Below are 21,616 nucleotides of genomic sequence, written 5' to 3' on the forward strand. Positions count from 1 at the left end.
AATGGATCGCCGCCAGCCCGGAATGGGCCTGACACAGCCCCCGCCTCGGGTTGAGCGCGGAGATCGCCTACGGCACCCGACTAACGTGGCACACGGCCCTGCGGCCTTCAAGGGGCTGACAACCCCCAAGGGCGGTTTCCAAGCCGCAACCTGGCAGGAAACCGCCGCTTCCCTCCCCGTTTTTGCCGGATCAAGCGGTTTTGAGGCGGTTCACATAGCCATCGACGGTCGTACGCAGGGTTCCGGCCTCATGCGACAGGCCGCGCGATGCGGTCAGCAGCTCTCCGGACGCGACGCGCGTGCTTTCGGCGGTGGAAGCGACCTGTCCGATGCTGCCGGACACCTCCACGGTGCCCTGGGCGGCCGCCTGGATGTTCCGGGCGATCTCGCGGGTGGCGGCATTCTGCTGCTCCACCGCGGCGGCGACGGCCGACGCCGCCTCGCTGATCGCGGCGACGGTGCGGCTGATGGCGTCGATGGCGGTCACCGCACTGCCGCTGACGTCGCGAATCTCCCCGACGCGAAGCTGGATGTCGTCGGTGGCCTTCGCGGTCTGGCCGGCCAGATTCTTCACTTCGCTGGCGACGACGGCGAATCCCTTGCCGGCTTCACCGGCACGGGCGGCCTCGATGGTGGCGTTCAGCGCCAGAAGGTTGGTCTGGGAGGCGATGGAGCTGATCATATCGACCACCGAGCCGATGCCGGCGGCACGGTCGGCCAAGGTCGCGACGATCCCGGCCGTGCTGCCGGCCTCGCGCACCGCATCCTGGGCGATCCGGGACGCGTCGTCGATCCGGCGGCTGATCTCCCCGATGGAGGATTGCAGCTGCTCCGCAGCGGCCGCGACCGTCTGGATGTTGCCGTTGGCCAGTTCCGAGGCGGATGCCACGGAGGACGAGAGGGACGAGGCGCTTTCCGCAGCGGACGACAGGCGTTCGGAGTTGCTGCGCACGGAGTCCGCCGTGGCGGACAGATGTCCGACCACAGATTCGAGCTGCGCCACGAAATCCTGGGTCGCCCGTTCCATGGCGCGCCGGTTCTCCTCGCGCTGCTCCAGTTCCGTCCGGCGGCGGGCTTCGGCGTCGTCGGCCCCGCGGGCGCTGGTTTGCAGCACGTCGATTGCCGCGGCCATCTCGCCGATTTCATCCGAGCGGTTCCGGTGGAGGACGTCGAGGTCACGCCGGCCGCCGGCAATCGCACCGACGATCCGGGCCAGTTCGACGATGGGGCGCGAGGCCCGGCGCGTGATCGCAACCGCCACACCCAGCAATGCGCCGAGCCCGGCGACGATGATTCCAGCCGCCAGCATCAAATGACGCAGAGCCGAGGCCTGATGGCTGTCGGCCAGTTCCCGCCCGACGGCGAAGCCGGCGTCGCGGATCACCAGCAGGTCCTGCAGCAGGGGCGAGGCCGAGCGGCGCCATTCCGCACCGTCCAAATCATAGGGCCTGCCCGCCCGCGATGCGGTCAGAACGCGGGTCTTGAAGCCGCCGAAACCCTGAATGTAGCCTTTTCGGGCAGTCTCCAGCGCCATCCGCAGGGCCGGCTCCATCTCGCCGGTGACGATATCGTCCTCGACCGACTCCCAATTGGCCGAGATCCGCCCCTCCAGCGTCATCGCCTCCGCTTCGGCCTCAGGGGTCATCGGCTTGCCGGTTCCCAGTGCGCGCAGATAGAGGACCGACTGCTGGCCGGCCATCTCCCGCAATTGGGCGGCGCGAACCGCGATGTCGGCCCGGTCGCCGACGGTGGCATCAAGGTCGTTCAAGCGATGGCCGAGTCGGTTCATCGTCACCCCGATCTGGCTCGTGACCTTGACCATGCCGGCGAAGAACTGCGCCGAGGCGTCCGTCGGGCGACCGGACCGGTCCTTCACCAGCCAGCCGTCGACCTGGGCGCGGACGGTCGCCAGACTGTTGCCCAGGGCGGCGGTCTCGTCGGCGGACTTCGGGTCGCCCAGCGCCTTGGCGGCGGCAACGTAGCGGGCGAGCGCAGTGTCGGACTGTGCACGGGCTTTCTTGAGGGAGTCCCGGCCACCGTCGTCGATCGCCGTTCCTGCCGTCAGCGGCAGGTTGACGACGCCGCGCTCGAGCGCCATCGCCTCGTTCACAGCGGTGGCGGCGCCCAGCACGTCCACCACGTCCCTGGCAGCGGATGCCCGGCCGGCCGAGTTGATTTCCTGCACCGCAAGCCAAGTGGCCGGAACCGAAGCGACCACTCCGACGCACGCCAAGCAAACGTAAAGGAAACTGCGTATTTTCATTTCCCGCTCACCGCAATATTCGTGCGTAAACAATGGATAGCGGTGATGCCAAGCCCGGAATGAAGGCAGATCATCCACCCTACCCAATGTCTCTGCACCGACATTACGGCGTTATCTTTTTATATTCGTTAAATTTGTTGAAGTTATTCTCTTTTCCAACGGTTTACATCCGATAAGACCAATGCAGAGAATGGTTTTATTGGGATCCGCGGCGACAATCGGAAAAAGAAAAAGGGACGCCGAAGCGTCCCTTTTTTAGATTTCCGCACCGGGAAAACCCAGACGGTTATGCACCAGGCGCTTCGCTGCGCCGTTCCGCATGGACGTAAAGCGGCTTGGCCCGCCCTTCGACCACTTCCTTGTTGACCAGGATGCTCTCGATGCCGGTCAGGCCCGGCAGATCGAACATCGGATCGAGCAGGATGGCTTCCATGATCGACCGCAGGCCGCGAGCGCCGGTCTTGCGGGCAATCGCCTTGTGGGCGATGGCGCGCATGGCGTCCTCGGAGAACTCCAGATGGACGTCCTCCATCTCGAACAGGCGCTGGTACTGCTTGACCAGGGCGTTCTTCGGCTTGCTGAGGATCTCGACCAGCGCCGCCTCGTCCAGATCGGACAGGGTGGCCAGAACCGGCAGACGGCCGATGAATTCCGGGATCAGGCCGAACTTCAGCAGATCCTCGGGCTCGACCTCGTGCAGGATCTCACCGGTGGCGCGCTCGTCGGCGGAGCGCACATCGGCGCCGAAGCCGATGCTGGTGCCCTTGCCGCGCTGGGCGATGATCTTGTCCAGGCCGGCAAAAGCGCCGCCGCAGATGAACAGGATGTTGCTGGTGTCGACCTGCAGGAATTCCTGCTGCGGATGCTTGCGCCCGCCCTGCGGCGGCACGGAGGCGACGGTGCCCTCCATGATCTTCAGCAGGGCCTGCTGCACGCCCTCGCCCGACACGTCACGGGTGATCGACGGGTTGTCGGACTTGCGGCTGATCTTGTCGACCTCGTCGATGTAGACGATGCCGCGCTGCGCCCGCTCGACATTGTAGTCGGCGGCCTGGAGCAGCTTGAGGATGATGTTCTCGACGTCCTCGCCGACGTAACCGGCTTCGGTCAGCGTCGTGGCGTCGGCCATGGTGAAGGGAACGTCGATGATGCGGGCCAGCGTCTGGGCCAGCAGCGTCTTGCCGCAGCCGGTCGGGCCGATCAGCAGGATGTTCGACTTCGCCAGTTCGACGTCGTTGTGCTTCGTCCCGTGGGCGAGGCGCTTGTAGTGGTTGTGCACCGCCACCGACAGCACGCGCTTGGCGTAGGACTGTCCGATGACGTAATCGTCGAGCACCGCATGAATGTCGCGCGGAGTCGGAACCCCGTCGCGGGACTTCACGAGGGTCGTCTTGTTCTCCTCGCGAATGATGTCCATGCACAGTTCGACGCATTCATCGCAGATGAACACCGTCGGACCGGCAATCAGCTTGCGGACCTCGTGCTGGCTCTTGCCGCAGAAGGAGCAGTAGAGCGTATTCTTCGAATCGCCGCTGCTGGACTTGCTCATCGGTACTCCGTCATCTCGCGGGAGGCGTGGCCCCTGGGGCCATGCCCGTTCGCGGCGCCCCCCGACGCCGGTCCTACTCAGGTTATCGCGGACGGCGTCCGCGACAAGGTCATGCGCCGTTTTGGCGACGCATCACGATCCGCATAGCCGGGTCCCTTGCGAGACTCTCCCCATTCGGGACCGGTTCCTTATCGGAACCGCTCCATGACCGGATCGCGTCACCGCCATTCAACAACAGCGTCACGACCCGATCAACCCTTTGTTGGGAGGGCCGAGGACCCGCGGCTCACGAATGGTGGTCGACGCCCGGGCGCTTCTCCACCACCTCGTCGATCAGACCGAAGGCCTTCGCCTCTTCCGGCGACATGAACTTGTCGCGCTCCATGGCGGTCTCGATGGTGTCGAGGTCCTGCCCGGTGTGCTTGACGTAGATGTCGTTCAGACGCGAGCGCAGCTTCAGGATTTCCTGGGCCTGGATTTCGATGTCCGAGGCTTGGCCCTGGGCACCGCCAGACGGCTGGTGGATCATGATGCGGCTGTTGGGCAGCGAGAAGCGCTTGCCCGGCGCGCCGGCGGCCAGCAGAAGCGAGCCCATCGAGGCAGCCTGGCCCATGCACACCGTCGACACCTGCGGACGGATGTACTGCATGGTGTCGTAGATGGCGAGGCCGGCCGATACGTAGCCGCCCGGCGAATTGATGTAGATCGCGATGTCCTTGTTCGGATTTTCCGACTCAAGGAACAGCAGCTGCGAGCAGATCAGGCTGGCGACGGCGTCGTTCACTCCGCCGATCAGGAAGATGATCCGCTCCTTCAGCAGGCGCGAATAGATGTCGTACGCGCGCTCACCCCGGTTGGTCTGTTCGATGACCATCGGGACCAGAGCATTCATCTTCGGCTCGAAGTCGTACATGTGTTCTTCCCTGCCCCCGCAGTTGGCTGAACCGGTGATCGTTGCCGGCACGGAACCACATATAGGAACCTTTGGGGGCGGATGGTAGTCCGCCCCCACTCCTTTTGGGGAGTTAGGCGGCCGCAGACTCGTTGCCGGCCTCGTCCTCGTCCTTCGTCAGCTCTTCGACGCTGACGGTCTTCTCGGTGACCTTGGCCTGATCCAGGATGTGGTCGACGACCTTGTCCTCGAAGATCGGGGCGCGGAGGTTCTCGAGCGCCTGCTGGTTCTGCTTGAAGAACTCGAACACCTGACGCTCCTGACCGGGGAAGCGGCGGGCTTCGTTGATCAGGGCACGGTTCACCTCGTCCTGGGTGACCTGGATGTTGTTGCGGCGGCCGACTTCCGACAGCAGCAGACCCAGGCGGACGCGGCGCTCGGCGATCGAGCGGTACTCGGCCTTCAGCTCGTCCTCGGACTTGTCGGCGTCCTCGCCGGCGGTGCCGTTCTTCAGCTCTTCCTGCAGGCGAGCCCAGATGCCCTCGAACTCGATGTCGACCATGCCGGCCGGCACCTCGAAGGAATGGGCCTCGGCCAGCTTGTCGAGCAACTGGCGCTTCACGCGCAGGCGCGACAGGCCGTTATACTCGCCCTTGATGCGGTCGCGGATGGCTTCGCGCATCTTCTCCAGGCTCTCCATGCCGAACTCCTTGGCGAGTTCGTCATTGACCTCGGCCGGGACGTTCTTGCGCAGCTCCTTCACGTCGACCTCGAAGACGGTCGCAGCACCCTTCAGGCGCTCGTGCGGGTAGTCTTCCGGGAAGGTGACGTTGACGGTGCGGTGCTCGCCGGCCTTGACGCCGACCAGCTGCTCCTCGAAGCCCGGAACGAAGCGGCCGGCACCCAGCTCCAGCGGGTAGTCCTTGCCGTCCATGCCTTCCAGCGCCTCGCCGTCGACCGTGCCGGCGAAGTCGATCACGGCGATGTCGCCGGTCTCGGCAGCGCGGTCCTCGGTGACCGGGGCCTGGGTCGAGTGGGCGGACGCCAGACGGGTGACCGCCTCGTTGACCGCCTCTTCGCTCACCTCGGCGACCGGCTTCTCCAGCTCCAGGCCGGTGAAGTCGCCCGGCTCGACGTCGGGCAGCAGTTCGACCGCCATCTTGTAGGTGAGGTCGCCGCCGTCCTCGTACTTCTCGACCTCGATCTTCGGCTGCAGGGCGACGCGCAGGCCGCGCTCGCTCAGCGCCTGGCGCGAGCTGTCGGAGATGGCGTCTTCCAGCACCTCGGACAGCACGCCGCCGAAATAACGCTGCTTGATCACGGTGACCGGCACCTTGCCCGGACGGAAGCCCGGCAGCTGGACCGTACGGCGCAGCTCTTCCAGCTTGCCGTTCACCTTCTCTTCGATGTCCTTGGCGGAAATGACGACCTGAAATTCGCGCTTGAGGCCGTCGGTGCTGGTCTCGGTGATGTTCATCGGAACGAAAGCCTATCTCGTTGGTCCGGCCCGGCGGCGCCCGTCCGGGCGGCCCGAATCCGTGTTGTCCATGCGGTCCAAGGTGTTGCCATGGTGCGGGCGAAGGGACTTGAACCCATACGACCGAAGTCACTGGAACCTAAATCCAGCGCGTCTACCAATTCCGCCACGCCCGCGTTCATGGCAAAGGCAGCCGCGACGGGTGCGCAAACACCCGCCGGACCGCCGGCGAAGTCCGGTCTATAGCACAGCGCGGCGGAAGCAAACAGGCAAATTGGACCCGCCCGAGAGAGTGGGGCCCGGTCTTTTCGCGTCAGCCGCCGGCCTTGCCCCCCGCCTTGCTCCCTGCCCTGTCCAGCGACCGCACGGCGGACGAAGTGATGATGCGCCCCTCGCCGGTGTAGGCCTCGTGGTTGGCATCGATCTCGCCCAGCCGGTAACGGTAGTTGATCATCATCCCCAGTGATTGTTTCAGCCCTTTGGCCGACCTGTCGGCCAGCCAGTTCAGCCGTTCCATCCGGGCACCGTTGGTCAGGTGGAAATGCGCGACCGGATCCAGCGCACGGGCGCGGCCATGGCCCTTCGCCTCCTGCACCGTGGTCAGGTAATGGACGCCCAGCCGCATCAGCGGGCCGCGCAGGCGCTTCTGCAACTCCTCGTCCTCCGCCCAGCCGGGACCGGCGAGTGCGCGGGCGAGCAGCGGCGATTCGTCGGTCCCGACACCGCCTTCGGTGGAGGCATCCGCATCGGCCACCCGATCAAGTTCGGCCAGCCGCTCGGCGATGCGCTCGGCTTCCGCATTGGTCAGCAGGGCGTCGCCGTCGCGGTCGAGCACACGGTCGAACCAGCGCCGGAACCCAGGAATGGGCGACAGTGTGGCGTAGCAGGTGATGTTGGGAAACTCGGTCGCCAGCCCGTCGACCACCCGCTTGATCAGGAAATTGCCGAAGCTGATGCCTGCCAGCCCGACCTGGGCGTTGGAGATCGAGTAGAAGATGGCGCTGTCGGCGCTCTTGGGATCGCAGACCGGGGCGGTCGGGTCGAGCAGAGCCTGCACATTGTCCGACATGCCCTGGACCAGGGCCACCTCGACGAAGATCAGCGGCTCGTGCGGCATGCGCGGGTGGAAAAAGGCGAAGCAGCGCCGGTCCGAATCGAGCCGGTCCTTCAGGTCCTGCCAGCCGCTGATCTCGTGCACCGCCTCGTATTTGATCAGCTTTTCCAGCAGCGAGGCCGGGCTGTCCCAGGTGATGCGGTGCATCTCCAGGAAGCCGACATCGAACCAGGCGCGCAACAGATTCTTCAGATCGTCTTCCAGCGCCTGAAGCAGCGGTTCGCCGCGCGCCATCTCCATCAGCTCGGCGCGCAGATCGACCAGGAACTTCACCCCTTCCGGCAGGGCGTTGAACTGGGTCAGCAGCCGCAGGCGCGGCGGTTCCAGCGCGCGGCGCAAGGCCCGTTCGGCATGGCCGCGGGCCACCGGATCGGCCGCCGCCTGGAAGGTCGCCATCGCGTCCATCACCGCATCGCGGTCGACGTCGAAGTCGCGCGCGAGCATCAAAAGGAAATTGCGCCGTCCCTGCGGATCGAGCGCCAGATAGGTGCGGCCGAGCTGGGCGGCACGGGCACGGGCGGAAACCTCGCCGCCGCGCGATTCCAGGCAGGCCTCGATCTGCTCCTTCAGGCGCTCGGCGTCCTCCTTGGGCAGATGGGTGCGCGGCGGTGCGCCGACGGCACCGCGGGCCGAGGCCGCGATCTCGCGCCAGCGGGTGCGCAGGTTGTCCAGCGCGCGGTCGAGGAAATTGGGCTGCGCGGCCTGGGATGGCGGCACAGGCTCCAGGATGGTGGTATCGGGTGCGTCGCTCATGACCCGGAGTCTGGCCCTGCCGACGCTCTGCCGCAAGGGGGCGCGCGGACGCCGTCGTCGGGGGTACCGCCAACGTCGCATCCAATCCGCCCCCAGCCTGTCCTTGGCCGGGGTTATCCCTGCGCCTTCAACGCCTTCAGCACGCCGGGCAGCGCGCCGGCAAGATCGTCGGAGATCAGGCCGGGACCGAGCGCGCGCCCGGCCTCGCCATGCAGCCAGACGGCGGTGCAGGCGGCCTCGAACCCGTCCATCCCCTGTGCCAGCAACCCCAGAACGATGCCGGCCAGCACGTCGCCGGTTCCCGCGGTTGCCAGATCGGGAGGCGCGTTGACGTTGACCACGGCACGTCCGTCCGGAGCGGCGACCACGGTATCGGCGCCCTTCAGCACGACGACCGCGCCGGAGCGCGCGGCGGCGGCGCGCACCCGCGACAGCTTGTCGCCGTCCATGCCCACCGAATCGCCGAACAGCCGGGCGAACTCCCCCTCATGCGGGGTGAGGACACAGCGCTGGTCGAGCCGGTCGAGCAGCTCGTCCGCCGACTCGGCGAAGCTGGTCAGGGCGTCGGCATCCAGCACGCAGGCGCGGCGGGTGTCCAGCGCGGCCATCACCGCGGCGCGGGTCTGCGCCCCCCTTCCCGCCCCCGGCCCGACCAGAACCGCATTCCTGCGCGAGTCCTGCAGCAGCCGGGCGAAGGCGCCGGCGTCCTCCAGCGGATCGACGATCACGCTGGCGCAGCCGGCGGCATAGACCGGAAAGGCCTCCGGCGGACAGGCAATGGTGACAAGCCCCGCCCCGGCGCGGAGAGCGGCAACCGAAGCCAGCCGCGCCGCGCCCGTCATCCGCGCGCCGCCCAGCACCACCGCATGGCCGCGCGCATATTTGTGGCCGTCCAGCGCCGGCCAGGGGAAGCGGTGGCTCCACAGCGACGGCTCGTTGACCGCGGTCTGCGGCGCGATGCTGTCCAGCACCCGGTCCGGAATGCCGATGTCGGCGACCACCACCTCGCCGCACAGGGTGCGTCCGGGCAGCAGCACATGGCCGGGCTTGCGGCGAAAGAAGGTGACGGTCAGCGCCGCCTGCGGTGCGGCGCCCAGCACCCGGCCGCTGTCGCCATGCAGGCCGCTCGGCACGTCGACGGCGACGACGGTGCGGCCTTCCATCGCCTCGACAATGGCGCGGGCGACGCCGTCGAGCGGCCGGGTCAGGCCTGCGCCGAACAGCGCATCGATGACCAGGGGGTTGCCCTTCAGGATATAGGGATCGGCCGCCTCGATCGGGCCGGGCCAGCGCTCCGCCGCCACCGCGGCATCGCCGGTCAGGGCCGAGCGGGTGCCGAGCAGCGCCAGACGGACCGGCCAGCCGGCCTCCAGCAGCAACCGGGCGATGACGAAACCGTCGCCGCCGTTGTTGCCGGGGCCGCAGAGCACGGCGGTCGGATGCGGCGCCCAGCGCTCGCACACCGCCCGAACCACGGCGGCGCCGGCAGCCTCCATCAGGGCCGGACCGGGCACGCCGGCGGCAATCGTCAGCTGGTCGGCCCGATACATCTCCGCGACGGACAGAAGCTCATCCATCCCCCACTCTCCCCACCCCTGGCCGACCCTGGCTTGCCTTGCCGTTTCCTCTGCGGGCGAAGATGCGCACGCACGCTCTACCCGTAGGCGATGTCTCACCCCGGGAAAACCCATGTCGACATGCACAAACGTCCGCGACGGCGGTTAAGCCGTGCGGACGTTTATAGAACAGAATTCTTCCAAGACGCGAAGAAGATGATGGGGCGATGGATGGGACTCGAACCCACGACCGCTCGGACCACAACCGAGAGCTCTACCAACTGAGCTACCACCGCCGCCGTCAGCGTTTCCGCCGTCGGGAGCCGCGTTATGCTCCACCGCGGCTGGCCGGTCAAGCGGCTTTTTCACGAAAAGCGAAAAAACTTCTTTAGGAGCGGAGCGGCACCCCTTTCTCCCGTACGATCGGGCCTTTGAACGCCGGTTGGCGCGGAGCGCTTGCGCCAGTTGCACAAATATTGTTCACTCCGCTGAATCCTTCGGCAGCACCCTGCCCCATCGGACGGCATCCGACCGTCTTATGACCAGCGTCGATGCCGCCGGACCGGATCGGCCGAATGTGGCACGCTCCATGCTTACCGTCGTCGCTGTCGGCAGTGCCGTGGACGGTGCCTGCCGGCGTTGGCACCTCGTACACGAGAGACCCATGAAGAAGATCGAAGCCATCATCAAGCCGTTCAAACTCGACGAGGTGAAGGAGGCCCTTCACGAAGTCGGGATCAAGGGGATCACCGTCACCGAAGCCAAGGGCTTCGGCCGCCAGAAGGGCCACACGGAGCTTTACCGCGGCGCGGAATACGTCGTGGACTTCCTGCCGAAGGTGAAGATCGAGGTGGTGATGGAAGACTCCCTGGTGGAACGGGCGATCGAGGCGATCCAGCAGGCCGCGCATACCGGCCGCATCGGCGACGGCAAGATCTTCGTCACGCCCGTGGAGGAAGTTGTCCGCATCCGCACCGGTGAGAAGGGCGCCGACGCGATCTGATCGCGCGACGTCCTGGCCCCCACCGGTCCGACCGGCCTCCCTCCGACCAGCATCCGCCAACATGCGCCGATTTCCCCTCCCCCTCCTGCCGGCTCCTGCCGCACACCTCGCCGAACGGCCGAAGGCCGCCTATGGCGAACGTGCGACTTTTTGGGTTGGCGCGTTGTGCGGGGAAGAAAGGCGTGAGATAACGTCCGCCGCGAGCGCCGCCCTCCGCCGCCAAAGCCCCGTAGGGGCTTCGACAGCGGCTTGACGCAGCGGGATCCAACCCTCTTAAAGCGTGGAAAAAGAGACATGTCCGACATCAGCAAGGTCTTCGACCTGATCAAGGAACACGACGTCAAGTACGTGGACCTGCGCTTCACCGACCCGCGCGGCAAGCTGCACCACACCGCTCAGCACGTCTCCACCATCGACGAGGACGTGTTCGAAGACGGCATCATGTTCGACGGTTCCTCGATCGCCGGCTGGAAGGGCATCGAAGAGTCGGACATGATCCTGAAGCTGGACCCGACGACGGCCGTGATGGATCCGTTCGCCGCCCAGCCGACGCTGAACATCCTCTGCGACGTGTACGATCCGGGCACCGGCGGTTCCTATGCCCGTTGCCCGCGCGGCATCGCCAAGGCCGCCGAGCGCTACACCGCTTCGGCCGGCATCGGCGACACTGTCTTCTTCGGCCCGGAAGCCGAATTCTTCGTGTTCGACGACGTGAAGTACTCCGTCGACATGAACAAGGTGTCGTACGAGTTCGCCTCGGACGAGGGTTCCTACTCGTCGGGCAAGGACTATGAGGACGGCAACCTGGGCCACCGCCCGGGCACCAAGGGCGGCTACTTCCCGGTCGCTCCGGTCGACAGCTGCAACGACCTGCGCGCCGAGATGCTGAGCGTCCTGGCCGAGATGGGCGTTCCGGTCGAGAAGCACCACCATGAGGTGGCTGCCGCCCAGCACGAGCTGGGCATCAAGTTCGACACGCTGGTCCGCACCGGCGACAACATGCAGTACTACAAATACGTGGTGCACAACGTCGCCCACGCCTACGGCAAGTCGGCCACCTTCATGCCGAAGCCGGTGTTCGGCGACAACGGTTCGGGCATGCACTGCCACCAGTCGATCTGGAAGGACGGCCAGCCGCTGTTCGCCGGCAACCAGTACGCCGACCTGTCGGAGCTGGCGCTGTACTACATCGGCGGCATCATCAAGCACGCCAAGTCGCTGAACGCCTTCACCAACCCGTCGACCAACAGCTACAAGCGCCTGGTCCCGGGCTATGAGGCCCCGGTCCTGCTGGCCTACTCGGCCCGCAACCGTTCGGCGTCCTGCCGCATCCCGTACGTCGCCTCGCCGAAGGGCAAGCGCGTCGAGGTCCGCTTCCCGGATCCGTCGGCCAACCCGTACCTGGCCTTCGCCGCCATGCTGATGGCCGGCCTGGACGGCATCCAGAACAAGATCCACCCCGGCGACGCGATGGACAAGAACCTGTACGACCTGCCGCCGGACGAGCTGGCCAAGGTTCCGACGGTTTGCGGCTCGCTGCGCGAGGCGCTCACCGCGCTGCGCGAGGACAACGAGTACCTGCGCAAGGGCGATGTCTTCTCGGCCGACATGATCGACGGCTACATCGACCTCCGCACGGAAGAGATGATGGCCTTCGAGACCATGCCGCACCCGATCGAATACAAAATGTACTACTCGGTCTGATGTTGCCTCGCGGCGTCCGGCAACGGGCGCCGCGGCCGGTTACGCATCATTCCAAAGCCGCTCCCGGTCCGCGCCGGGGGCGGTTTTCTTTTTTGGCCTGTTCGGTCCAAGCGCCGACATCCGGCACGCATCCCTTGCGCTCCGCGCAGTCCGCCTTCGCGCAGTTGCAGGCGGGGAACTGGCAGCCATCGCCGTTCAGGTCGGTTGCCCGCACCGCAAGGTCATAGCGCACGCCGCGCATGATGGCCGGCCCGGCGGTGCTGTAGCGTTCGTAATGCTCCACGACATGGCGAACGCGGGTGAGCAATTCGCGCCGTTGATCGTGTCCCGGATCCATGCTTACGCCCCCAATCGCCATGATTGCCGACATCTACAGGGACGCTGGAAAGCCCTCCCCTGTTCCGCCATCCAAGCGCAGTACGGCGCATGGACGAGGATAGAGAGCAGGAATGATGCAGCGGTCCGGCTGTTGCCACTGCAGTGATCAAGTTGGCTGACCAAGACAGGAGAGCATGATGGACCGCGATAAGCTGCGCCGCGTCGCAAAGGCGCTGGGCGACGTCCGCCTTTACGAAAAGCATCACACCGGCGAACTGATCACCATGCGACTGCGCGACTCCCTGGCCGACAACCCCGGCTATGACGAGGAAGAAGTGGACAAGACGCTGCTGGAACTGGCGCGGGTGGCGCTGGAGGCGGCGGAATAGCGGGGCCGGGGGGTGACGATGCGGCCGATGGCCTGTTGGTGGGGATGAACCGAGCCAACGAAGGGAGCAAGCCGTCATGGCCGACGAGAAGACCTCCGATATGCCGCAGACTGACCGGTCCGCCAGCGACCGTCCGGCGACCAAGCCGATCCCGGTGACGCCGGCGGTCGAACCGATGAGCGACAAGGACGAAGCGCCGCCGGGCACGCCGGGGACTGGCGAAAACATCGATCCGAAGACCGGCGAGACCTATGTTCAGGGCATCGGCGGGGCGTAAGCGCCCCGACCAATCCCATTCCAAACGAAGAGGGCCGGCTCGCAGGAGCCGGCCCTTCCGCTGTCAAGCTGTCAAGGCACGCGTCACGCCACGAAGGGCGGAACAGCGCTGAAATTGGCGGCCTTTTCGACGACCTGACCGACGCGCAGCAGCGTCTCCTCGTCGAACGGGCGGCCGATCAGCTGGAGGCCGAGCGGCAGGCCGTCGGCACCGAGACCAGCCGGGACCGACATCGCCGGCAGGCCGGCGAGGTTGATCGGAACGGTGAAGACGTCGTTCAGGTACATCTGCACCGGATCGTCCATCTTCTCGCCGATGGCGAACGGCGTGCTGGGGGCGGTCGGCGTCAGGATGACGTCGCAGCTCTTGAACGCCTCGTCGAAGTCCCACTTGATGCGCGTGCGCACCTGTCGGGCCTTGTTGTAATAGGCGTCGTAATAGCCGGCCGACAGCACATAGGTGCCGATCAGGATGCGGCGCTGCACTTCCTTGCCGAAGCCGGCGCCGCGGGTGTTCTCGTACATCTCCTTGAGGTTGCCGCCCTCGACCCGCAGGCCATAGCGCACGCCGTCATAGCGCGCGAGGTTGGACGACGCCTCGGCTGGCGCGATGATGTAGTAGGCGGCCAGCGCGTATTTGGTGTGCGGCAGGCTGACCTCGACCGGCTCGGCACCGGCCTCCTTCAGCCAGGCGATGCCCTGCTCCCACAGCGCGGCGATCTCGGCCGACAGGCCCTCGACACGGTATTCCTTGGGAATGCCGACGCGCAGGCCGCGGATGTCGCCGGTCAGGGCGGCGCGGAAGTCCGGCACCGGCATATCGACCGAGGTGGAGTCCTTCGGATCGAACCCACACATGGAGCGCAGCATGATCGCCGCATCCTCGACCGTGCGGGTCATCGGCCCGGCCTGATCCAGCGAGGAGGCGTAGGCGACGATGCCCCAGCGCGAGCAGCGGCCGTAGGTCGGCTTGATGCCGACGGTGCCGGTGTAGCCGGCCGGCTGGCGGATCGAGCCGCCGGTGTCGGTGCCGGTGGCGCCCAGTGCGGCACGCGCGGCGATCACCGCGGCGGACCCGCCCGACGACCCGCCGGCAACGATCTTCCTCTCCCAGGCACCCGGCGCGCCGGGGCTCCACGGGCTGACCGTCTCGCCCTGATGGGCGGTGATGGTGGCGGAGCCCATGGCGAACTCGTCCAGGTTCACCTTGCCCAGCATGACGGCGCCGTCGCGCCACAGCTGGGAGGTCACCGTGAACTCATACTCCGGCTTGAAGCCGTCCAGGATGTGGCTGCCGGCGGTGGTGGCCACACCCTTGGTGCAGAACAGGTCCTTCACCGCAATGGGCAGGCCGTCCATCGGACCGGCGGTGCCCTGCGCCCGGCGCTCGTCGCTGGCCTTGGCCATCGACAGGGCGGCATCGGGCGTCTCGGTGATGAAGATGTTGAAGGGGCGCACGGTCTCGACCGCGCGCACATGCGCCTCGGTCAGCTCGACCGCGGTGAACTCCTTCTTGGCGAGGCCATCCAGGGCCCCGGCCATCGTCAGATGCGTGAGCGCCGTCATCACTCGACCACCTTGGGCACGACAAAGAAGCCTTCGGCCGTTTCCGGACCGTTCGACAGGACCTGCGCGGCATAGCCGCCGTCGGTGACCTCGTCCTTGCGGCGGCGCAGCTTTTGCGCAGCGACGCTGGTCATCGGCGGCACGTCCTTCGTGTCGACCTCGTTGAGCTGTTCCACGAAGGTCAGAATCTGGCTCAGTTCCCCAGCCAGGGATTCCAGTTCCTCGTCCGGCACCTTGATGCGGGCCAGATGCGCGATCTTGGCCACCGTGGCCTTGTCGAGCGACATGCCTCTACTCTCTTCCAAAACATTGGAAATCGGCCGCGAAGCTAGCACCCGCCGGCTTCATCCGCAACGATTGCGGCCATTCCGCCGCTCAGAAGGCGCCGGCATCGCCTTTCGCAAGCCCGGCAGCCAGCACCAGCGGGCATCCGCAGGACGGGCATTGGGTGCGCTGCAACGCCTCCACCACCCGCGCGTCGGGGAGAAGGACGCCAAGTGTCTTCTCCACCGCGGCGATCTGGCGCTTGTGGTCGGTGCTGGCGCCGCAGGCGGCATCCAGCATCGCGCCATAATCGGAACTGGACTGCGCGGTGATCGCCTTGGCCCCACCGGCGGCAAACAGCCCGGCACCGCCGGCGACAAGTCCGGCCAGCACCGCACGCCGGCTCGCATCCGCGCCCAATTTGCTCATCCGTCCGCTCCGTCGATGGTTCGGGCCACGCAGCAGCCGCGCACGAGGCAGCCGCGTCCACAGGCGACCGACTATACGCCTCATGTCCCGCCCCGCCAGCGGCCCTATCATTAAATATTCGGAAGGTCAGGCGGCAATGGGAACGACCGAACGCCAGGTGGCGTGATCCATGCGCAGTTTGAACAGCGCGATCGGCTGGCCCCAGGGGGTCACCCGCGTTTCCAGCGCGACGGGCGCCATGCCCAGCTTGGCATAGAGCAGCAGGGCCGGAGTGTTGGTGTTGAAGCAGTAGAGCGTCAGTTCGGGCAGGTGGTGATGGTCGAAGGCACGGTCGATCATGGTGCGCACCAGATATTCGGCGATGCCGCGCCGGCGCAGGGCCGGATCGACGCTGACATTGCCGATGCTGGCGGTGCGGCCATCCTCGAAGGTGGCATAATTGGCATAGCCGACCACACGCTCCCGTCCGTTCTCCGCCAGGGTGATGACGGTGGGGTCGCGGCGCATGCCCAGCGTCGCCCGGACCTGATCCGGGGTCAGCGGCCAGACCGCCCGCGGGAACAGGAAATACAGCTCTTCGGCCGTGCGGGGAAAGCCGCAGATCGTCGGGATGTCGGCGTCGGCAAGCGGCCGGTGCGACAGGAGGGCTTGGGGGAAGGCGCTGCTCATACTTAGAAGAGTAAGTATCTTTGAGATCAACTCAAGCAATCTTGCGGTGACAAGGCTGCGGCCCTATGGTCGGGCGATGATCCACACCCTCTCCGAACTCGCAGCCCGGCTGGGCAAAAACCAACGATTGCTCGGCCTTGACGTCGGCACCAAGACCGTCGGGCTGGCGGTGGCCGACCCCGGACTGATCGTCGCATCCCCGATCGGCACGCTGAAGCGCACCAAATTCACCCAGGACGCACGCGAGCTGGGCAAGACCATCCGCGACTACAGCATCGGCGGGCTGGTGGTCGGATTGCCGCTGAACATGGACGGGACGGAGGGGCCGCGTGCCGAGTCGGTGCGCGCTTTCGCCAACAATCTGCTGGAGCGCTCCGACCTGCTGGGCTGGGAGGCGGAGATCGCCTTCTGGGACGAGCGGCTGTCGACCTCCGCCGTCGAGCGCTTCATGATCGGTGAGGCCGACATGACCCGCAAGCGCCGCGACGAGGTGGTCGACAAGATGGCCGCCGCCTACATCCTCCAGGGCGCGCTCGACATGCTGGCCAACCAGCGCCGCCTCGCCGCCGAAGCGGACGAAGACGAGCGGGACGACGAAGACCACGACGCCCGCGACTGACCGCGGCCCCGGCGGCGGTTCGGTCAGGCCTGGCGTTCGGGCTGTAGCAGAGCGGCACGGCGCAGCAGCTTGGACGGGTCGACCCCCTGCACCAGCAGCAGGGCGCTTGACTTGACGAGAGCGGCCGGCGAGCCGGGGGTCAGCGCCAGCGCGCGACAGTAATAGCCCTCCGCCAGATCGGCGTGGCCGGCAGCGGCCAGCGTCTCTGCCGCCGCCAGCAGGCCGTCCATTGCCATGGCGAGATCGCCGTCGAGGTTCAGCGCCCCGGCGAAGGACTGCACCGCACCCGGCAGATCGCCCTGGCTTTCCAGCACCAGCCCATAGGTGGCCCACCAGACGGCGACGCCGGGGCGTGCGGTGATGGCTTGGGCGATCAGTTCCTGCGCCTCGGCCCAGCGGCCGGCCTGCGCGGCGATCAGGCCTTGGCGATAGATGCTTTCGGCCTGATCCGGCGTCATCGGTCCGACTTTCCTCTTTAAGACTCGCTGCGGCCGAGCTGGTCCATCAGCTCGCGCCATTCGCGCTTGGACAGGCCGCTGGCCTCCTGGCTCACCGGCTCGCCGGCCAGCAAGCGCTTCACCACGTCCAGGCCGGTGCGCGACAGATGGGCGCCGCCCATGCGGTATTCGGTGAAGGAGTCGAAGACCGCCGGAACCCAGCGCTTCACCACGTCCAGCATCGCGTCGGCATAGACGCGAATCTCATACTGGGCATGCGCATCGGCACGCAGCGACAGGAAGTGCAGAAGGTTGTGGAGATCGACCTTCCAGTACCACTGCGTGTAGTAGTTCAGCGACAGGTTCATCCGCGCCAGCTCGCGCGCCAGCCCCTGGCGGTTGGGATCGATGACCGAACCGTCCTCACGGTGGTTCAGCATCTCCTCATAGTGGCCGTAGGCGCGTTCGGAATCCTCGCGCAGCAGCCGCATCACGTTGGCGGCCTCCTCGCCCTCCAGGACGTCGCCGCGGCCCTGGCGATTGACCACGGCCTGTGCGCCCAGCTGTTCCGGCGCCGGCACGTAGAACTCGCGGTCGAGGATGGAGTAGCGCGCCGAATATTCGTTCACGTTCGCGGTGCGGTGGCGAATCCACTGGCGGGCGACGAAGATCGGCAGCTTCACATGGAACTTGATCTCGCACATCTCGAACGGGGTCGAGTGGCGGTGGCGCATCAGATACTTGATGAGGCCGGAATCCTCGCTGACTTTCTTGGTGCCCTTGCCATAGGACACGCGCGCCGCCTGCACGACCGCAGCATCGTCGCCCATATAGTCGATGACGCGGACGAAGCCGTGGTCCAGCACCTCCAGCGGCTGATAGAGGATGTCCTCCAGGGCCGGGACGGTGGCGCGGCGGGTGGTGGCGGTGACGGCGCGCAGGCGATCGATTTCGTCGCGCTGCTCGGGCGTGATCGGCATGGTGACTCCGGGGTTACGGTGGCGGCTGTATTAACAGACCACATGCGGATCGGGAACGGTGAACGAATGGTTTCCCCCGCGTCACCGCAACGCATTTGGCGATCACGTCACACAGGCCCTTCCCTTGCCGGGCGGGAGTGCCTATATTCGCGACGTCGGTTCGCCGACTATGGCGATAAACGCCTTGTGGAATAAGCGTTGTGGACCCGGGGGCGGTACCCGGCGCCTCCACCAACCATACACCGGACTCGTTGACCGGGGTCGTTGGGGGCGAAACAGGATCGACACGCGTAGTAAAGGCATGGTTTTCGCTCGGCATGGTTCCGCCGTTATCGGGCCGTTGCAATAGTTGCCAACGACAACGTTGCTCAGGCTCGCCTCGCTGCCTAACGGCGGCTGGTAGCCTAAACCTAATCCCCGAGGGTTAGCGCCTAAGGGTGGGGCCGTGGGCCGCCTAGCAACAGAAGGCCCACACCTCTTCCCAGCGTTTCGTGCCGGCCCTTGGCCAAGGCGGGACGCAAGACCGATCGCGTTACCAGGGACCCGCCCAAGCATGCCGAAAGAGCAGCTCCGCTATGACCGGATGGTCGAAACCGCGTTGCGCGGCGTTGTCCGCGACGCGCTGACCGAGGTTGCCGAGCGCGGCTTGCCGGGCAATCACCATTTCTACCTGACCTTCCGCACCGGCTTCCCCGGTGTCGAGATCCCGGATTACCTGTCCTCGCAGTATCCGAACGAGATGACCATCGTCCTCCAGTTCCAATATTACGGGCTGGATGTGACGGACGATCATTTCGAGGTCACGCTGAGCTTCAACAACGTGCATGAGCGGCTGGTGATTCCGTTCGCCGCCATCACCACCTTCGCCGACCCGTCGGTGAATTTCGCCCTGCAGTTCCAGCCGCTGGCCGCCGCCGAATCGGCGGAGGTCGCGACCATGCCGCCCCGCGCCGCCGCCGAGCGTGCGGAGGAGAAGGCAGAGGAAAGTGCCCCGGCCGAAGAGCCGAAGCGTGGCGAGGTCGTTGCCCTGGACGCTTTCCGCAAAAAGTAACCGTCCGAACAGATGCCCGCCCAGCTGCCCAGTGAGTATGTCGCGACACTTTGCGAGATGCTGGCGCCGCTGGGCGATGTGCGTGTGCGCCGCATGTTCGGCGGCTACGGCCTGTCCATCGACGGGCTGACCTTCGCGCTGGTCGCCGACGAGGTCCTGTATTTCAAGGCCGATGACGTGAACCGCGCATCCTTCGCGGAACTGGGCCTGGAGCCCTTCCGGCCGATGCCGGACAAACCCACCACCCTGTCCTACTACCCGCCCCCCGATTCGGCTTTCGACGACCGCGATGACCTGCTGCCCTGGGCCCGGTCGGGGTTCGAGGCGGCGTTGCGGGCCGCAGCGAAGAAGGCCGCAAAGGCGAAGCGGAAATAGAACGCCCTCTCCCGCCTCGGGAGAGGGCGTATTCCCCTCAGATATTCTCGGCCATATGGACCGTCGCGTTGCTCGCCTGGGCGCCGGCGGTGCGCTGGCGCATCTGGCGGGCGAAACGCAAGGGGTTGGGAATGAGGTTCAGCATAGAGCCGAGCTTGCCGACCGACGAGGTCGCCTTGCCCACCGCCATCACGTCGGCCAGACGGCGGTCGATGAAGGCGCGGGTCTCGGCATGGTCGTCCGACTTGTCGTCCAGCCAGTAGAAGGTGGAGGAGCTGACCACCGCCGCCAACAGCGCCCGCTTGGTGTAATGGTTGTAGTCGGTCGAGCTGTCGCCGGCGGCGAACCACATGGCATCGACCGTGCGGTAAAGCAGCCGCAGGCCGAGCGCCACATTCTGCGGCATGGCCAGATAGGACAGCTGCCGGCGCTTGGCCTCGCGGTACGGTTCCAGAACTTCGAAATAGGTGCGGACGGCCAGCGAGATGCGCTCGCGCACCTTCATCTCGGCCAGCGGCTGGGCCTCCAGCCGGTCGAGCATCTGGCGGTCGGCCCAGTCGGCGAAATGCTCCACCGCATCGGTGACGCCGCCGGGGAAGGCGCGCAGCAGCGCCGACGGCTCATGCCCCGCCATCTGGGTGCCGTCGCGCAGGGACTGCAGGCTCCAGCCGTCGAAAACGACGTTGGGCAGGCTCGCCACCAGGATCTCGTCGCGAAGCGTGTCGATGCTCATAGCCAACTCTCCCTGCGCCGGCCCTCAGGTCCGGGACGGCGCGTCGGTGTCACGAGTCGCCGCGGCCAGCGCGGCGTTGAGGTGATGCATCTCCTCGGTGCAGACCAGGAGCTGCAGATCGTCCATGCGATCAAGATAGAGCACGCCGTCGAGGTGGTCGACCTCGTGCTGGACGACGCGGGCATGGAACCCCGACGCCTCCCGCTCGATCCGGGCGCCGTCCAGCCCATAACCGCGGTAGCGGATGCGCTTGTAGCGTGGCACCAGCCCGCGCAGGCCCGGAATCGACAGGCAGCCTTCCCAGCCAAGAACCTTTTCGTCGGTCAGCGGCTCGATCACCGGATTGACCAGGACGGTGTTTGCCACCTCCTCCCCCTCGCCGCGGTCGGCGGGAACACGAAAGACGATGATCCGGCGCGGCTCGGAGATCTGCGGAGCGGCAAGGCCAACTCCGGGCGCGTCCAGCATGGTGGCGATCATGTCGGCCGCCAGCCGGGCGACTGCCGGATCGGTCGGGTCGGCGATGGGCTCCGCGATCTTGCGGAGTACGGGATTGCCCATACGGGCGATTGGAAGCACTGGCATGTCTCTATATCTGGAGTGTGGGCACCGCCGGGGCAACCGTTTCCTGTGGGTCCCAACCGGGCTTATGGCCGGGCTCATGCTGGTGAACCGAAGACTCCCCTTCACAAAGGCGTTGGGTCGTGCTACACACTGCGCCCACACAAGGGGTGCGCCCGCCGCGCATGCCTATTTGTTGCCTTGGCGCAACATGCTTCACTTGGAAGGGTGACGGTTAACGTGCAAGTTCTGGTCCGAGATAACAACGTCGATCAGGCCCTCCGCGCGCTCAAGAAGAAGATGCAGCGCGAGGGCATTTTCCGTGAAATGAAGCTCCGCCGTAACTACGAGAAGCCCTCGGAGAAGCGTGCGCGTGAGAAGGCTGAAGCGGTGCGTCGCACCCGCAAGCTGCTCCGCAAGCGGATGGAACGCGAGGGCTACTAATCGTCGGTCGCGCTTAGCGACTGCGAAGGGCGCGTGTGATGCGCGCCCAAGACCCCTTGTGTCTTGCACCCGACCGTCCCGCGAACCTCGCGTGGGCGGTTTTGGTGTATCTGCGCCATTTTTCTTGGTCCGACTGTGCGTCGGCCAAGCGTATTGAATGGTCAGCGAGCTGGACCGCCCCCCTTCGGCCCGCT

Annotated in this window: 23 protein-coding genes, 2 tRNA genes and 1 other RNA gene; 9 read left to right on the plus strand and 17 right to left on the minus strand. The window is 66.3% G+C overall.

The window, feature by feature from the left end:
- Positions 1-190: 190 nt before the first annotated feature.
- From ACWPN8_RS10740 to ACWPN8_RS10775, 8 genes are all read right to left on the minus strand, one after another.
- Positions 191-2,218, minus strand: a complete 2,028-nt coding sequence (locus ACWPN8_RS10740) for a methyl-accepting chemotaxis protein (RefSeq protein WP_492240764.1) — start codon at positions 2,216-2,218, stop codon at positions 191-193.
- A gap of 331 nt (positions 2,219-2,549) precedes the next feature.
- On the minus strand, positions 2,550-3,812 hold the full coding sequence (gene clpX, locus ACWPN8_RS10745) for an ATP-dependent Clp protease ATP-binding subunit ClpX (protein ID WP_012974526.1): 1,263 nt from the start codon (positions 3,810-3,812) through the stop codon (positions 2,550-2,552).
- A 286-nt stretch (positions 3,813-4,098) separates the two neighbouring features.
- Positions 4,099-4,725, minus strand: coding sequence for an ATP-dependent Clp endopeptidase proteolytic subunit ClpP (clpP, locus tag ACWPN8_RS10750; protein ID WP_098739527.1), 627 nt, complete (start codon positions 4,723-4,725; stop codon positions 4,099-4,101).
- Between the two features lie 112 nt (positions 4,726-4,837).
- Positions 4,838-6,181, minus strand: a complete 1,344-nt coding sequence (tig, locus tag ACWPN8_RS10755) for a trigger factor (protein ID WP_109449221.1) — start codon at positions 6,179-6,181, stop codon at positions 4,838-4,840.
- A gap of 91 nt (positions 6,182-6,272) precedes the next feature.
- Positions 6,273-6,357 (minus strand) — tRNA-Leu (locus ACWPN8_RS10760).
- 137 nt (positions 6,358-6,494) lie between these two features.
- A complete protein-coding gene (locus ACWPN8_RS10765; RefSeq protein WP_492240765.1) occupies positions 6,495-8,048 on the minus strand; it encodes a malonyl-CoA decarboxylase in 1,554 nt (517 codons plus the stop codon).
- A gap of 113 nt (positions 8,049-8,161) precedes the next feature.
- Positions 8,162-9,625, minus strand: coding sequence for an NAD(P)H-hydrate dehydratase (locus tag ACWPN8_RS10770; RefSeq protein ID WP_492240766.1), 1,464 nt, complete (start codon positions 9,623-9,625; stop codon positions 8,162-8,164).
- Positions 9,626-9,824: 199 nt separating this feature from the next.
- A tRNA-His gene (locus ACWPN8_RS10775) sits at positions 9,825-9,900 on the minus strand.
- A gap of 368 nt (positions 9,901-10,268) precedes the next feature.
- On the opposite strand from ACWPN8_RS10775, the gene ACWPN8_RS10780 reads away from it, so the two are divergent.
- The gene (locus ACWPN8_RS10780; RefSeq protein ID WP_012974531.1) at positions 10,269-10,607 is read left to right on the plus strand and encodes a P-II family nitrogen regulator; all 339 of its coding nucleotides are present in this window, start codon (positions 10,269-10,271) and stop codon (positions 10,605-10,607) included.
- 294 nt (positions 10,608-10,901) lie between these two features.
- Complete coding sequence (gene glnA, locus ACWPN8_RS10785; RefSeq protein WP_109050284.1) at positions 10,902-12,311, plus strand: type I glutamate--ammonia ligase; 1,410 nt, start codon at positions 10,902-10,904, stop codon at positions 12,309-12,311.
- Between the two features lie 46 nt (positions 12,312-12,357).
- Here the strand turns inward: glnA and ACWPN8_RS10790 are convergent, their stop codons facing one another.
- On the minus strand, positions 12,358-12,681 hold the full coding sequence (locus ACWPN8_RS10790) for a hypothetical protein (protein ID WP_492240767.1): 324 nt from the start codon (positions 12,679-12,681) through the stop codon (positions 12,358-12,360).
- A 142-nt stretch (positions 12,682-12,823) separates the two neighbouring features.
- Between ACWPN8_RS10790 and ACWPN8_RS10795 the strand changes: the two genes are divergently transcribed.
- Together ACWPN8_RS10795 and ACWPN8_RS10800 are read left to right on the plus strand one after the other, a co-directional pair.
- Positions 12,824-13,018 carry a hypothetical protein gene (locus ACWPN8_RS10795; protein WP_376959702.1) on the plus strand — a complete coding sequence of 65 codons (195 nt, stop codon included), beginning with the start codon at positions 12,824-12,826 and terminating at the stop codon, positions 13,016-13,018.
- A gap of 76 nt (positions 13,019-13,094) precedes the next feature.
- Positions 13,095-13,295: a hypothetical protein gene (locus ACWPN8_RS10800; RefSeq protein WP_109449213.1), complete on the plus strand. Its 201-nt coding sequence runs from the start codon at positions 13,095-13,097 to the stop codon at positions 13,293-13,295.
- An 83-nt stretch (positions 13,296-13,378) separates the two neighbouring features.
- Here the strand turns inward: ACWPN8_RS10800 and gatA are convergent, their stop codons facing one another.
- The 4 genes from gatA to ACWPN8_RS10820 form a co-directional block, all read right to left on the minus strand.
- A complete protein-coding gene (gene gatA / locus ACWPN8_RS10805; RefSeq protein ID WP_492240768.1) occupies positions 13,379-14,860 on the minus strand; it encodes an Asp-tRNA(Asn)/Glu-tRNA(Gln) amidotransferase subunit GatA in 1,482 nt (493 codons plus the stop codon).
- On the minus strand, positions 14,860-15,147 hold the full coding sequence (gene gatC / locus ACWPN8_RS10810; RefSeq protein WP_042691134.1) for an Asp-tRNA(Asn)/Glu-tRNA(Gln) amidotransferase subunit GatC: 288 nt from the start codon (positions 15,145-15,147) through the stop codon (positions 14,860-14,862). The genes gatA and gatC overlap by 1 nt, the downstream gene beginning before the upstream one ends.
- Positions 15,148-15,235: 88 nt before the next feature.
- Positions 15,236-15,553 (minus strand): hypothetical protein, encoded by a 318-nt coding sequence (locus tag ACWPN8_RS10815; protein ID WP_492240769.1) that lies wholly within the window; start codon positions 15,551-15,553, stop codon positions 15,236-15,238.
- Positions 15,554-15,679: 126 nt separating this feature from the next.
- Positions 15,680-16,222 carry a GNAT family N-acetyltransferase gene (locus tag ACWPN8_RS10820; protein WP_492240770.1) on the minus strand — a complete coding sequence of 181 codons (543 nt, stop codon included), beginning with the start codon at positions 16,220-16,222 and terminating at the stop codon, positions 15,680-15,682.
- Between the two features lie 76 nt (positions 16,223-16,298).
- Between ACWPN8_RS10820 and ruvX the strand changes: the two genes are divergently transcribed.
- Entirely contained in the window at positions 16,299-16,841 is a 543-nt protein-coding gene (gene ruvX / locus ACWPN8_RS10825; RefSeq protein ID WP_109449204.1) for a Holliday junction resolvase RuvX, read from the plus strand.
- Between the two features lie 23 nt (positions 16,842-16,864).
- On the opposite strand, the gene ACWPN8_RS10830 is transcribed toward ruvX, so the two are convergent.
- Entirely contained in the window at positions 16,865-17,299 is a 435-nt protein-coding gene (locus ACWPN8_RS10830; protein ID WP_492240771.1) for a tetratricopeptide repeat protein, read from the minus strand.
- Between the two features lie 17 nt (positions 17,300-17,316).
- Positions 17,317-18,258, minus strand: coding sequence for an FAD-dependent thymidylate synthase (gene thyX / locus ACWPN8_RS10835; RefSeq protein ID WP_109449202.1), 942 nt, complete (start codon positions 18,256-18,258; stop codon positions 17,317-17,319).
- A 115-nt stretch (positions 18,259-18,373) separates the two neighbouring features.
- On the opposite strand from thyX, the gene ssrA reads away from it, so the two are divergent.
- The 3 genes from ssrA (at position 18,374) to ACWPN8_RS10850 (ending at position 19,684) form a co-directional block, all read left to right on the plus strand.
- Positions 18,374-18,734: a transfer-messenger RNA gene (gene ssrA / locus ACWPN8_RS10840) on the plus strand.
- 77 nt (positions 18,735-18,811) lie between these two features.
- Complete coding sequence (locus ACWPN8_RS10845) at positions 18,812-19,309, plus strand: SspB family protein (RefSeq protein WP_109050291.1); 498 nt, start codon at positions 18,812-18,814, stop codon at positions 19,307-19,309.
- Positions 19,310-19,321: 12 nt separating this feature from the next.
- Entirely contained in the window at positions 19,322-19,684 is a 363-nt protein-coding gene (locus ACWPN8_RS10850) for a TfoX/Sxy family protein (protein ID WP_492240772.1), read from the plus strand.
- Between the two features lie 37 nt (positions 19,685-19,721).
- Here the strand turns inward: ACWPN8_RS10850 and ACWPN8_RS10855 are convergent, their stop codons facing one another.
- On the minus strand, positions 19,722-20,417 hold the full coding sequence (locus ACWPN8_RS10855) for a COQ9 family protein (RefSeq protein ID WP_492240773.1): 696 nt from the start codon (positions 20,415-20,417) through the stop codon (positions 19,722-19,724).
- 24 nt (positions 20,418-20,441) lie between these two features.
- A complete protein-coding gene (gene def / locus ACWPN8_RS10860) occupies positions 20,442-21,002 on the minus strand; it encodes a peptide deformylase (RefSeq protein ID WP_492240774.1) in 561 nt (186 codons plus the stop codon).
- A 216-nt stretch (positions 21,003-21,218) separates the two neighbouring features.
- Here def and rpsU point away from each other — a divergent pair, with 216 nt between their 5' ends.
- Positions 21,219-21,422 (plus strand): 30S ribosomal protein S21, encoded by a 204-nt coding sequence (gene rpsU / locus ACWPN8_RS10865; protein WP_012974546.1) that lies wholly within the window; start codon positions 21,219-21,221, stop codon positions 21,420-21,422.
- The last annotated feature ends 194 nt before the right edge of the window (positions 21,423-21,616 follow it).

It is taken from the genome of Azospirillum sp. UENF 112521 (assembly GCF_058780665.1).